This is a genomic window from Pelomonas sp. KK5, from assembly GCF_001984095.1.
Lineage (GTDB): Bacteria > Pseudomonadota > Gammaproteobacteria > Burkholderiales > Burkholderiaceae_C > KK5.
Genome location: NZ_LYVQ01000200.1, coordinates 1 through 12,303 on the forward strand (window position 1 = coordinate 1; position 12,303 = coordinate 12,303).

At 69.9% G+C, this 12,303-nt stretch carries 10 protein-coding genes; 5 read left to right on the forward strand and 5 right to left on the reverse strand.

Annotated features, from left to right (window positions below):
* A partial coding sequence (locus B0W88_RS24235; RefSeq protein WP_077037187.1) for a DUF58 domain-containing protein occupies positions 1-840 on the reverse strand: 840 nt, incomplete at its 3' end.
* Positions 837-1,781, reverse strand: a complete 945-nt coding sequence (locus B0W88_RS24240; RefSeq protein WP_077037188.1) for a MoxR family ATPase — start codon at positions 1,779-1,781, stop codon at positions 837-839. The genes B0W88_RS24235 and B0W88_RS24240, both read right to left, overlap by 4 nt.
* Positions 1,782-1,829: 48 nt before the next feature.
* Here B0W88_RS24240 and B0W88_RS24245 point away from each other — a divergent pair, with 48 nt between their 5' ends.
* The 4 genes from B0W88_RS24245 (at position 1,830) to B0W88_RS24260 (ending at position 7,872) form a co-directional block, all read left to right on the forward strand.
* On the forward strand, positions 1,830-2,765 hold the full coding sequence (locus tag B0W88_RS24245) for a histone deacetylase family protein (RefSeq protein WP_077037189.1): 936 nt from the start codon (positions 1,830-1,832) through the stop codon (positions 2,763-2,765).
* Positions 2,766-2,812: 47 nt separating this feature from the next.
* The gene (locus B0W88_RS24250) at positions 2,813-4,114 is read left to right on the forward strand and encodes a mechanosensitive ion channel family protein (RefSeq protein WP_077037190.1); all 1,302 of its coding nucleotides are present in this window, start codon (positions 2,813-2,815) and stop codon (positions 4,112-4,114) included.
* Positions 4,115-4,186: 72 nt separating this feature from the next.
* Positions 4,187-6,214 (forward strand): SPFH domain-containing protein, encoded by a 2,028-nt coding sequence (locus B0W88_RS24255; protein ID WP_077037191.1) that lies wholly within the window; start codon positions 4,187-4,189, stop codon positions 6,212-6,214.
* Positions 6,215-6,345: 131 nt separating this feature from the next.
* A complete protein-coding gene (locus B0W88_RS24260; RefSeq protein WP_077037192.1) occupies positions 6,346-7,872 on the forward strand; it encodes a methyl-accepting chemotaxis protein in 1,527 nt (508 codons plus the stop codon).
* Positions 7,873-7,881: 9 nt separating this feature from the next.
* On the opposite strand, the gene B0W88_RS24265 is transcribed toward B0W88_RS24260, so the two are convergent.
* From B0W88_RS24265 to B0W88_RS24275, 3 genes are all read right to left on the reverse strand, one after another.
* Positions 7,882-9,192, reverse strand: coding sequence for an aspartate aminotransferase family protein (locus B0W88_RS24265; protein WP_077037193.1), 1,311 nt, complete (start codon positions 9,190-9,192; stop codon positions 7,882-7,884).
* Positions 9,193-9,208: 16 nt separating this feature from the next.
* Positions 9,209-10,105, reverse strand: coding sequence for a DMT family transporter (locus B0W88_RS24270; RefSeq protein WP_077037194.1), 897 nt, complete (start codon positions 10,103-10,105; stop codon positions 9,209-9,211).
* A gap of 73 nt (positions 10,106-10,178) precedes the next feature.
* Positions 10,179-10,985 carry a ferritin-like domain-containing protein gene (locus B0W88_RS24275; RefSeq protein WP_077037195.1) on the reverse strand — a complete coding sequence of 269 codons (807 nt, stop codon included), beginning with the start codon at positions 10,983-10,985 and terminating at the stop codon, positions 10,179-10,181.
* A 69-nt stretch (positions 10,986-11,054) separates the two neighbouring features.
* On the opposite strand from B0W88_RS24275, the gene B0W88_RS24280 reads away from it, so the two are divergent.
* A partial coding sequence (locus B0W88_RS24280) for a DUF3369 domain-containing protein (protein WP_144006932.1) occupies positions 11,055-12,303 on the forward strand: 1,249 nt, incomplete at its 3' end.

The following is a 12,303-nucleotide window of genomic DNA, read 5'->3' on the forward strand; positions in this document are numbered from 1 at the left end:
GGCGGCCAGCCGCGACAGCCGGGCCTCGCGCTCCGGCAGCGCGCGCGGCTCCTCCAGCCACAGCGACTGCGGCAGCGGCGCCGCGGTCTCGCGCACCCAGGGCGGCGTGCCCTGGGCCAGGCTCAGTGCCGCCTTCTTCCACAGCACCTGGCGCAGCGGGTCACCGCGGCGGTACAGGCGCACGCCCTCGAACTCCTGGCCCGGCTCCAGCCGGCCGGTGGCGGCCGCCTCCGCCTCGCCCTCGGCGCCGGACTGGAGCGGGAAAGGCACCACCGGCGCCTCCGGCTGCGGATAGACCCAGGCTCGCGCCGCCGGCCGCCAGTAGCTCCAGGCGCGGAACAGGCCCAGCGGGAAGCGGGTGATGATCTGCAGCGTCGGGATGCCGTGCAGGCCCCGCGCCGGCGCCGGGTAGCGCAGGGCCAGCGTGGCGTGGCCGCGTGCCGGCACGTCGGTCCAGGCGATCTCGCCTTCGGGCGCGCCCTGCACGCGCAGGCCGATGCCGTGGCGCGACCGGCCCGGGTTGTGCAGCCTGATCTCCAGTTCCACGTCCCCGCCGGCGAACACCGGGGCGGGCGCCTTCAGGTCCAGGTTCAGGCCGCGCAGGTTGCCGTGCGTCGTGTGCATGGATGCAAGACCTGACCCCGCGAGCAGGAAGGTCAGCATGTAGCCCAGGCTCAGCTGGTCGTTGATCGAGGCCAGCAGCAGCACGCCCAGCGTCAGGCAGAAGGCCAGGCCTGCGCGGGTGGGGACGATGTAGATGTTGCGCTGTTCCAGCGCGTGGGTGTCGCGCGGCGGGTGGCGGCGCTGCCACCATTCCTGCCAGCGTTGCCGCGGGTTCATGGCAAGGGAATCGCCTCGATCATTGCCCGCACCTGTTCTCGCGCACCCCGGCCAGCGCCGGCGCGGGGGCGCAGGCGGTGGGCGATGGTCTGCGGCAGGATCGCCTGCACGTCGTCGGGCGAAACGAAGTCGCGGCCGCTGAGCAACGCTACCGCCCGCGCGGCGCGCAGCACGCCCAGGCCCGCGCGAGGGCTCAGGCCCTCGGCGAACCACTGGCCCGAGCGGGTGGCCGCCAGCAGCGCCTGCAGGTAGTCCAGCAGCGGGCCCGAGGCGTGGATGCCGCGCACGGCCTGCTGCGCCGCCAGCAGCTCGGCCGGGTTCATCAGCGGCTGCAGCGCGCGCAGTGCCTCGCGGCTGTCCTGGCCGGCCAGCAGCTCGCGTTCGGCCAGCGCATCGGGATAGCCCAGCGAGATGCACATCAGGAAGCGATCCAGCTGCGATTCCGGCAGCGGATAGGTGCCCAGCTGCTCGCTCGGGTTCTGCGTGGCGATCACGAAGAAGGGCTCGGGCAGCGCATGGCTCGTGCCGTCCACGCTGACCTGGTTCTCCTCCATCGCCTCCAGCAGCGCGCTCTGGGTCTTGGGGCCGGCGCGGTTGATCTCGTCGGCCAGCAGCACCTGGGCGAAGACCGGGCCGGGATGGAAGACGAAGCTGGCCTTCTCGCGCTCGTAGACCGACACGCCGGTCAGGTCCGAGGGCATCAGATCGGCGGTGAACTGCAGGCGCGAGAACTTCAGTCCCAGCGAGATCGACAGCGCATGCGCCAGCGTGGTCTTGCCGACGCCGGGCAGGTCCTCGATCAGCAGGTGGCCGCCGGCGATCAGACAGGCCAGGCAGTCGCGGATCTGGGCCGGCTTGCCCTTGATGATCGTGCTAATCTGCCGTTGCAGGGCGACCAGCTGCTGCACCAATGCCGGGTTATGTGAGCGGAGTTCGACCATGCCGCGACCATAGCGCAAAACGGCAAGCGACCTACCGAGCGAGACGACATGCCCACCGCCTACTTCAGCCACCCCGACTGCCAGCAGCACGACATGGGCCGCGGGCATCCCGAGTGCCCGCAGCGCCTGGGCGCGATCGAGGACTGGCTGATCGCCAGCGGCATCGAGGTCGCGCTTGAGCGGCACGAGGCGCCGCTGGTCGAGCTGGCCGACGTCGAGCGCGCGCACGACGCGAAGTACGTGATGGAACTCGACTCGCTGCTGAGCGAGTGCGAGACGCACAACGAGACCCGCGCGCTGGACCCCGACACCTTCGCCGGCCCCGGCACCCGCGCCGCCGTGATGCGCGCCGCCGGCGCCGCGGTGCGCGCCACCGACCTGGTCATCGACGGCCAGGCCGAGAACGCCTTCTGCGCCGTGCGTCCGCCGGGCCACCATGCGACGCGCGGCCAGGCGATGGGCTTCTGCTTCTACAACAACGTGGCCGTGGCGGCACGCCATGCGCTGGACGTGCGCGGGCTGGAGCGCGTGGCCATCATCGACTTCGACGTCCACCACGGCAACGGCACCGAGGACATCATCGCCAACGACGAGCGGGTGCTGATGGTCAGCATCTTCCAGAACCCGTTGTATCCGTATTCGGGCACCCGGCCGCTGGGCGACAACATGGTCAACGTGCCGATCCCGCCCTACACCCGCGGCGCCGAGATCCGCGAGGTGATCGAGTCGACGTGGATGCCGGCGCTGGAGAAGTTCAAGCCGCAGATGATCTTCATCTCCGCCGGCTTCGACGCCCACCGCGACGACGACCTGGGCCAACTGGGCCTGGTCGAGGCCGACTACGAATGGATCACCTGGCGCATCAAGGACGTGGCCGAGCGCCATGCCAAGGGCCGCATCGTTTCGTCGCTGGAAGGCGGCTACAACCTGGCCGCGCTGGCCCGCAGCGTCGGCGCGCATCTCAGGGTCCTGGCTGGCATCTAAGAAGCTGTTAAGGTCTGACCCTTGACCGCAGTACGCCAGTCGGACCGATGAACAAGCCCCTCAACGAAGAAGAACTCCAGGCGCTCGGCGCCGCCCTGTTGAAACCCGCCGCGCTGACCGAGCTGGCGCTGCTGCTGGTGGTGCTGCTGCTGTCCTGGCTGGTGGTGTGGCAGCTCAAGCGCCTGCAGGAAGCGCATGGCAACCATGCGATGCCGGTGCTGTTCGGCCAGAAGGTGTTCGACGGCGTGCTGTTCCCGGTGCTGGCCCTGGTGCTGGCCCTGGCCGCACGGCCGGTGCTGCCGCGGCTGGGCGTGGCGCCGGCGGTGTTCCGCCTCGTCATCCCGGTGCTGATCGCGCTGGTCGTGATCCGGCTGACGGTGCGCGTGCTGCGCGCCGCGGCACCGGAGTCGCGCATCATCAAGCTGATCGAGCGCAGCGTCTCCTGGGTCGCCTGGCTGGGCTCCATCCTCTGGGTGACCGGCATCCTGCCGGTGCTGCTGGACGGGCTGGACGAGATACGCTTCAAGGTCGGCACCTCGCACGTCACCGTGCTGGACATCCTGCAGGGCCTGATGACCGCCGCCATCGTGCTGGTGCTGGCCCTGTGGGTCTCCAGCGCCGTCGAGGCGCGGGTGCTGCGCAGCGGCACGATGGACCTCTCGCTGCGCAAGATCGCGGTCAACGTCACGCGCACGCTGCTGCTGTTCGTGGGCCTGATGTTCTCGCTCTCGGCCGCGGGCGTGGACCTCACCGCGCTGGGCGTGCTCGGCGGCGCCCTGGGTGTGGGCATCGGCTTCGGCCTGCAGAAGCTGGCGTCCAACTATGTGTCCGGCTTCGTGATCCTGGCCGAGCGCTCGCTGCGCATCGGCGACATGGTCAAGGTGGACAACTTCGAGGGCCGCATCTCCGACATCAAGACCCGCTACACGGTGATCCGCTCGCTGGGCGGCCGCGAGGCCATCGTGCCCAACGAACTGCTGATCACGCAGCGGGTGGAGAACAGCTCGCTGGCCGATCCCAAGGTGTCGGTCAACACGGTGGTGCAGGTGGCCTACGGCACCGACCTGGACGTGCTGGTGCCCAAGCTGGTGGGCGTGGTGAGCGAGGTCAAGCGGGTGCTGGCCGATCCGGGGCCGGCCGTGCAGCTGACGAACTTCGCTGCCGACGGCCTGGAGCTGACCATCTACTTCTGGATCGCCGACCCGCACAACGGCACCGGCGGCGTGCGCTCGGACGTCAACTTCGCGATCCTGAAGACGCTCAACGAGATGGGCATCGACATCCCGTTCCCGCAACGGGTGATGCACACCATCGTCTCGCAGGCGCCACCGCCGGCTCCCGCATCCTGATGCTTTCCTGACGCGCTGCTCACTACGCTGCCTTCACCTCAACAGGCAAGCGGACCGAGCCTCCGCGTCAACATGGACACTTTCTCCGCCTTCGTCTCGGCCTACTACGGCTGGTTCATCGGCCTCCTGGCGCTCCTGCTGCTGCTCAAGTGCGGCAAGTGGCTGCTGGGCATCTACGTCGTGCCCGACGATTCGATCGGCACCGTGGTCAAGAAGTTCGTGCTCTTCGGCGAGCACCGCGAGCTGCCGCCGGGCAAGATCGTCGCGCTGCACGGCGAGGCCGGCATCCAGGCCGCCACGCTGGCCCCGGGCCTGCACTGGGGCCTGTGGCCCTGGCAGTACAAGATCGCGATCGTGAGGCAGCTGATGATCCCAGCCGGCGAGATCGGCCTGGTCGAGAGCTGCGATGGCCAGGCCTTGCCGGACGGCCGCATCGTCGGCCGCCAGGTCGATTGCGACAACTTCCAGGACGCTTTGGCCTTCCTCGCCGGCGGCGGCGAGCGTGGCGCGCAGATGGCGCTGCTGTCGCCCGGCACCTGGCGCATCAACCCGCTGGTCTTCAAGGTCACGCCGGCGCCGATGACGGTGGTCGGCGCGGGCATGATCGGCGTGGTGGAGGCGCGCGACGGCCGGCCGCTGGCCGAGGGCCGCGTGATCGGCCGCCAGGTGGCCTGTGACTCGTTCCAGGATGCACGCGCCTTCATCGAGGGCGGCGGCGAGCGCGGCCCGCAGATGACCATCGTCCCGCAAGGCACCTACCGCATCAACCCGATGCTGTTCAAGGTCGAGCTGGCCGAGGTCACCGACGTGCCCGAGGGCCGCATCGGCATCGTCACCACCCGCGAGGGCCGGCCGCTGGCCACCGGCGAGATCGCCGGCCCCGAGGTGCCGGGCCACAACCTGTTCCAGGATCCGCAGCGCTTCGTCGACGCCGGTGGCAACAAGGGCCTGCAGGAGCAGGTGCTGCTGTCGGGCCGCTACTTCATCAACCCGAAGTTCGCCACCGTGGAGATGGTGGAGCAGACGAACGTGCCGATCGCCAACGTCGGCGTCGTCGTGGCCTATGTGGGCCGCGAGGGACGCGATGTGACCGGCGCCGACTTCCGCCATGGCAACCTGGTGGCGCGCGGCGAGAAGGGCGTGTGGGTGGAGCCGCTGGACCCGGGCATGTACCCGATCAACCCGCACACCCACAAGGTGCGCATCGTGCCCACCGCCAACGTGGTGCTCAACTGGGCCACCGGCCGCACGGAGGCCCACAACCTCGATGCCAAGCTCAGCACGATCAAGGTCCGCTCGTCCGACGGCTTCTCCTACAACCTGGACGTCTCGCAGATCATCCACATCCCGCGCAACGATGCGCCCCGCGTGATCGCCCGCTTCGGCAGCATGGACGCGCTGGTCACCCAGGTGCTGGAGCCGACCATCGGCAACTACTTCCGCAACGCGGCGCAGAAGTCCGACGTGATCGACTTCCTCAGCAGCCGCTCCGAGCGCCAGGCCGAGGCCAAGGCCGCGATCGCCGCGGCGCTGGCGCAGTACAACGTCGGCGCGGTGGAGACCCTGATCGGTGACATCAATCCGCCGGAGGAGTTGATGAAGCCGCTGACCGAGCGCAAGGTGGCCGAGACCCAGAAAGCCACCTTCGTCACCCAGCAGCAGGCCCAGACGGAGCGCCAGAAGCTCGAGCAGGCCAAGGCGCTGGCGGACACGCAGCCGCAGGTGGTGGCGGCCGAGCGCAAGGTGGCGATCGCGCGCTTCGATGCCGAAGCCGCGGTCCATGCCGCCGAGGGCCAGGCCCGCTCCAAGACCATCAATGCGGAGGCCGATGCGCGGGTGACCCGCGTCAACGGCGAGGCCGATGCCACGGTGATCCGCCAGGTCGGCGAGGCCGAGGCGGCGGTGATCCAGCTGAAGACCAATGCGGTCGGAGCCGGCAACTATGCCGGCATCCAGATCGCCGAGGCCTTCGGCCGCGCCGGGACCAAGCTGGTGCCGGAGGTGATGGTGGCCGGCGGGGCGGCAGGCGCCGGTGGCGGCGGCATCGTCGACGCCTTGCTGGGCAGCATGCTGGCGCGGCGCGACCTCGCCGGGCACTGAAGCACAAGCCCTCGCCCAAAGCGGAAATTTCACGCAAACCGCCCGGCCCATGCCGGGCGATATGCGCTCGGAATACGCGTTAGCACGTAGCATTTCCGATATTCGATTTTCGCCAGGGAGAGGGGTTGCAAATGAGATTCACGCAGAAGGTGATGATGGCGCAGGCGGTGCCGGCGGTGCTGACGCTGGTGCTGGGCGCGGTCGTGTGCATGGCCACGCTGGGCATGGACCGCCAGCTCGGCAGCTACTTCAACCAGGAAGACGCGCTGGCCACCGCCACCAACGAGATGTACGCCCAGGGCCTGCAGATGGGCCAGGCGCTGCGCAACATCGTGCTGGATCCCGCCAACAAGAAGGCCTACGACAACCTGGAGAACGCCGCCAAGGCCTACGACAAGGCGAATGGCGAGGCGCGCGAGGCGGCGCAGGGCGAGCAGCTCGCCAAGCTGAAGGCGATGGACGACAAGCGCGCCAAGCTGGCCGAAGCCCAGGCCGAGGTGCTGAAGCTGGTGGCCGCCAACGACGCGGCGGCCGCAATCACGCTGGTCAACAAGAAGGAAACCCCGACCTGGCGCGACCTGCGCGCCGACCTGCTGGAGATCAAGAAGGCCAGCGCCGCCGACAAGGCCGAGGCCCGCGACGGCGCCGCCGCCACGATGAGCCAGGCCCGCAGCTGGGTGATCGGCCTGGTGCTGCTGAACCTGGCGATCAGCGTCGGCTTCCTGCTGAACCTGCGCGCGGTGATGCGCCGCGAACTGGGCGGCGACCCCTCGCTGGCCCGCGAGGTGCTCGAGAAGGTGGCGGCCGGCGACCTGGTGGTGGACGTGCCGGTGCAGCGCGACGATGCGCGCAGCCTGATGTCTGCGCTGCTGCGCACCCGCGACTCGCTGCGCTCGCTGGTGGCCGACGTCAACGAGGCGGCGGGCTCGATCCAGATGGCCTCCAGCGAGATCGCCGCCGGCAACCACGACCTCTCCAACCGTACCGAGAACCAGGCCAGCAGCCTGCAGCAGACCGCCTCCTCGATGGCGCAGCTCAGCACGACCGTCCAACATAACGCCGAGGCTGCGCAGCAGGCGACCGAGCTGGCCAGCGCGGCCAGCAACGTCGCCGCCCAGGGCGGCCAGGCGGTCAACGGCGTGGTCCACACGATGGAGGCGATCAGCGCGCAGAGCAGCAAGATCGCCGACATCACCTCGGTGATCGACGGCATCGCCTTCCAGACGAACATCCTGGCCCTGAACGCCGCCGTCGAGGCAGCGCGCGCCGGCGAACAGGGCCGCGGCTTCGCGGTGGTCGCGTCCGAGGTGCGCTCGCTGGCCCAGCGCAGCGCCCAGGCCGCGCGCGAGATCAAGCAGCTGATCGCCGAGAACGTGGAGAAGGTGGACAGCGGCACCCGCCAGGTCCAGCAGGCCGGCCAGACCATGGGCGCCCTGGTGGCCGAGGTGAAGCGCGTCTCCGGCCTGATCAGCGAGATCTCGCATGCCACCCGCGAGCAGAGCGGCGGGCTGCAGCAGGTCAGCGAGGCGGTGGGCCAGCTCGACGAGGTGACGCAGCAGAACGCGGCGCTGGTCGAGCAGAGCACCGCGGCCGCGCAGAGCCTGAATCACCAGGCCGAGCGGCTGACCTCGTTGGTCCGGGTCTTCAAGGTCGCCTGATCGCGACGATCAGGCCGCGCGGCGTAGCGCCGCGCGGATCGTGTCGACCAGCCGGTCGATCTGCTCACGCTCGATGATCAGCGGCGGCGACAGCGCGATCGTGTCGCCGGTGGTGCGGATCAGCACGCCCTGTTCCCAGCAGTCCAGGAACACGCCGAAGCCGCGCTTGGCCGGCTCGCCGGCGATCGGTGCCAGCTCGATGCCGCCGACCAGGCCGATATTGCGCACGTCGATGACATGCGGCTCGCCCTTCAGCGAGTGCAGCCGCTCGGCGAAATAACTCTCCAGCTCAGCGGCACGGGTCAGCAGCCTGTCCTCGGCATAGGTGTCCAGCGTGGCCAGCGCGGCGGCGCAGGCCAGCGGATGGGCCGAGTAGGTGTAGCCGTGCAGGAACTCGATCAGGTGCTCGGGGCCGGTCATGAAGGTGTCGTGCACCTTGGCGCTGGCGGCCACCGCACCCATCGGCACGCAGCCGTTGCTCAGGCCCTTGGCCAGCGTCATCAGGTCCGGCGTGACGCCGAAGGTCTGGGCGCCGAAGGGCTTGCCGGTGCGGCCGAAGCCGGTGATGACCTCGTCGAAGATCAGCAGGATGCCGTGGCGGTCGCAGATCTCGCGCAGGCGCTGCAGGTAGCCGACCGGCGGGATCAGCACGCCGGTGGAGCCGGCCACCGGCTCGACGATGACGGCCGCGATCGTCGAGGCGTCGTGCAGCGCGATCACGCGCTCGAGGTCATCGGCAAACTCGGCGCCGTGCGCGGGTTGCCCGACCGAGAAGGCATTGCGGGCCAGGTCGTGCGTGTGGCGGATGTGGTCGACGCCGCCCAGCATCGTGCCGAACATCTTGCGGTTGCCGCTGATGCCGCCGACCGAGATGCCGCCGAAGTTGACGCCGTGGTAGCCGCGCTCGCGGCCGATCAGCCGGGTGCGCTGGCCTTCGCCGCGCACGCGGTGGTAGGCGATCGCCATCTTCAGCGCCGTCTCCACCGACTCCGAGCCGGAGTTCGTGTAGAACACCTTGGACAGGCCGGCAGGCAGCAGCTGCACCAGCCGCTCGGCCAGCTCGAAGGCCTTCGGGTGGCCCATCTGGAAGGGCGGCGCGTAGTCCAGCTCGGCGGCCTGCTGCTGGATCGCCTGCACGATGCGAGGCCGGTTGTGGCCGGCATTGACGCACCACAGGCCCGCCGCACCGTCGAGCACCTGACGGCCCTTGTCGTCCCGGTAGTACATCCCGTCGGCCCGGGTCAGCAGGCGCGGCGCCTGCTTGAACTGCCGGTTGGCGGTGAAGGGCATCCAGTAGGCGTCGAGGCTGGCATCGCTCATGTCGGGTCTCCCGTATTCACCGGGCCAGTCTACGGCCCGGCAGCAGCGGCAGCAGCTGGATCAGCATCATGCTGGCCAGGATCAGCGCGCAGCCGAACAGGCCCGCGCTGTTGAGCCGGTCGCCCATCAGCACATAGCCGAAGATCGCGGCGAACAGGGTCTCGGCCGAGAGGATGATGGCCGCGTCCGCCGCATGCGCATGGCGCTGCGCGATCACCTGGCCGGTGAAGGCGATGCCCACCGACATCACGCCGGTATAGAGGATCGGGCCCGCGGCGGCGCTGAGGCCCGCCCAGCTGACCGGCTCGGCCGCCAGCGCCCAGGCCAGCGCCAGCAGGCCGCAGACGATGAACTGCCCGCAGGCCACCGCGAAGGGCGCGCCCATGCGGTCCGCCACCCGGCCCACCATCAGCACATGGAAGGCCCAGGGCACGGCGGAGGCGATCACCCAGAGGTCGCCGACGCCGATCTTCAGCTCGTGCGCGCCCGAGAGCAGGAAGGCACCGATCAGGCAGGCCAGCGCGCCGGGCCACACGGACCAGTGGGGCAGGTGGCGCGTCAGCAACCAGCCGAGGCAGGGCACCAGCGGCACGTACAGCGCGGTGAGGAAGCCGGCATTGGTGACGGTGGTGTAGAGGATGCCGATCTGCTGCATGGCGGCGCCGAGCAGCAGCAGCAGGCCCAGGCCGGCGATCTTGAGGCCGTCGCCGCGGCCCAGCGCGCGCTGCTGCGCCTTCAGGCCGCGCAGCTCGAACCAGGCCAGCGGGGCCACGACCAGCGCGCCGATCAGGAAGCGCACGCCGGTGAACAGCATCGGGCCGACGTCGGCCATGCCGCGGCTTTGCGCCACGAAGGCGGAACCCCAGATCAGGGCGATGACGACGAGGAGGAGGTTGGCACGGACGCGGTTCATGCGGCGCCGCCCGGCCGCCCGAAGGCGCTGCGCGCCCCCTCGGGGGGCAGTGAACGAAGTGAACGTGGGGGCATCATGACCCTGATTGTCCCAGGTAGGCGAGTTCCTCTTCGCTGAAGCCGGCGAGCTCGCGCGCCTCGCGGTTGAAGGGCGGGCGCAGCCGCGGTGCTTCGTAGCGTTGGACCAGCTCCGGATACAGCGTGATCGGGTCGACGCCCCGCTCCCGGCACAGATGGCGATACCAGCGGTTGCCGATGCGCACATGGCCGATCTCGTCGCGCAGGATCACGTCGAGGATCTCGACCGCGCGCGCATCGCCGGCGCGGGCCAGCTTGGCCTGCAGCGGCGGCGTCGCGTCCAGGCCGCGCGCCTCCAGCGTGCGCGGCACCAGGGCCATGCGGGCCAGCACGTCGCCGGCGGTGCGCTCGGCCATGGTCCACAGGCCGTCGTGGGCGTCGAAGTCGCCGTAGCGGAAACCCAGCGACTGCAGGTGCTCGTGCAGCAGCGTGAAATGCAGCGCCTCCTCGCCGGCCACCTGCAGCCAGTCGGCGTAGTAGTCGGCCGGCATGCCGGGGAAGCGCCAGATGGCATCCAGCGCGAGGTTGATCGCGTTGAACTCGATATGGGCGATCGCATGCAGCAGCGCGGCTCGGCCTTCGGTGGTGAAGGGCGAGCGCTTGGGCACCTGCAGCGTGGGCACCAGGCGCGGGCGGTCCGGGCGGCCGGGCAGGCCTTCGGGTCGGGCCAGTTGCAGGCTCGGATCCGGCGCCGGTGCGCGTGCCTGCAGTGCGCGCGCCAGGGCGGCCTTGGCGGCAGGGTCGCTCTCGCGGAGCACCGCGAGGGCGGCCTGGCGGAGTTCGTCGGCGGTTCTTTCTTGCATGGCGTGATTGTCCCTGCTGCATGTCAGAATCTTTGCGCCGGCGCAGCACAGCACCGGGTCGGGAGGGCGATGTCTCAGACGGACGCAGGCGCGGACAGGCGCCAGGACGGCGATCACGGCGACGACGACGATTTCGTCGTGCTCCACGACGATGCCGCCGCGAGCCCCGAGGAGCTCGGCGAGCCCTGGCTGCTGCTGATCGTCGATGACGACCGTTCGATCCATGAGGCCACCGAATTCGCGCTGCGCGGCTTTCGTTTCGCCGGCCGGCCGCTGCTCTATCTGAATGCCTATTCGGCGGCCGAAGCCCGCGAGGTGCTGGCCTGCAACCCGGGTATCGCCTGCGCGCTGGTGGACGTGGTGATGGAGCACGAGCATGCCGGCCTGGAGCTGGTCGGCTACATCCGCCAGACGCTGCACAACAGCGAGATCCGGCTGATCCTTCGCACCGGCCAGCCCGGCTATGCGCCCGAGATCCGCGTGATCCAGGACTACGACATCAACGACTACAAGGAGAAGTCCTTCATCACCGGCGAGCAGCTGGTGACCTCGGTCACCGCGGCACTGCGCTCCTACCAGCAGATCCGCACGATCCAGGAGAACCGGCGCGGCCTGGAGCGGGTGATCGAGGCCTCGGCGCGGCTGCTGAGCAACTGCGAGATCGAGCGCTTCGCCGGCGGCATCCTGACCCAGACCGCCGCGCTGCTGCACACGCCGCCGGACGGCATCGTCTGCGTCGCCACGCCGGCCCGCCAGCCGGGGCGGCCGCAGCTGCATGTCTACGCGGCGGCCGGCAGCTTCGCCGGCCACAGCGGCGGCCAGCTCGACGATGAGACCTACGAGGGCCTGGCCGTGGAAGTGGCCGAGGTGCTGGCGACCCGGCGCAACCTGTTTAAGCCGCGCATCAGCTGCCTGTACGTGCCGGCCACCCGCATCGGCGAGGTGGTCGTCGTGATCCGGACGATGGCGCCGATCGGCCGCCTCGACCGCAAGCTGCTGGAGCTGTTCTGCATCAACATCGCCGTGGGCCTGGACAACAGCGTGATGGTGCAGAAGATCGAGAACCTGGCCTATGTGGACCAGCTCACCGGCCTGCCCAATGTGGTCACCCTGGTGCGCCACATGGCCGAGGAGCTCGACGCCGGGCGCGAGTACCTGCTGGGCCTGGTGTCGATCGACCATTTCGAGGCGGTCAACGACGGCCTCGGGCGCGATGTCGGCGACTACGTGCTGCGCCACGTCGGCCAGCAGCTGCGCAACCTGGTCCACCCGAGCCTGGTGGCACGGGCCGGGGGCGGGGTGTTCGCCTTCGTGCATG

What these genes read in the sequence shown, in the direction of transcription:
- B0W88_RS24240 (WP_077037188.1), bottom strand. Translation starts at nt 1,781, where the DNA reads ATGGTCGAACTCCGCTCACATAACCCGGCATTGGTGCAGCAGCTGGTC.
- B0W88_RS24245 (WP_077037189.1), top strand. Translation starts at nt 1,830, where the DNA reads ATGCCCACCGCCTACTTCAGCCACCCCGACTGCCAGCAGCACGACATG.
- B0W88_RS24250 (WP_077037190.1), top strand. Translation starts at nt 2,813, where the DNA reads ATGAACAAGCCCCTCAACGAAGAAGAACTCCAGGCGCTCGGCGCCGCC.
- B0W88_RS24255 (WP_077037191.1), top strand. Translation starts at nt 4,187, where the DNA reads ATGGACACTTTCTCCGCCTTCGTCTCGGCCTACTACGGCTGGTTCATC.
- B0W88_RS24260 (WP_077037192.1), top strand. Translation starts at nt 6,346, where the DNA reads ATGAGATTCACGCAGAAGGTGATGATGGCGCAGGCGGTGCCGGCGGTG.
- B0W88_RS24265 (WP_077037193.1), bottom strand. Translation starts at nt 9,192, where the DNA reads ATGAGCGATGCCAGCCTCGACGCCTACTGGATGCCCTTCACCGCCAAC.
- B0W88_RS24270 (WP_077037194.1), bottom strand. Translation starts at nt 10,105, where the DNA reads ATGAACCGCGTCCGTGCCAACCTCCTCCTCGTCGTCATCGCCCTGATC.
- B0W88_RS24275 (WP_077037195.1), bottom strand. Translation starts at nt 10,985, where the DNA reads ATGCAAGAAAGAACCGCCGACGAACTCCGCCAGGCCGCCCTCGCGGTG.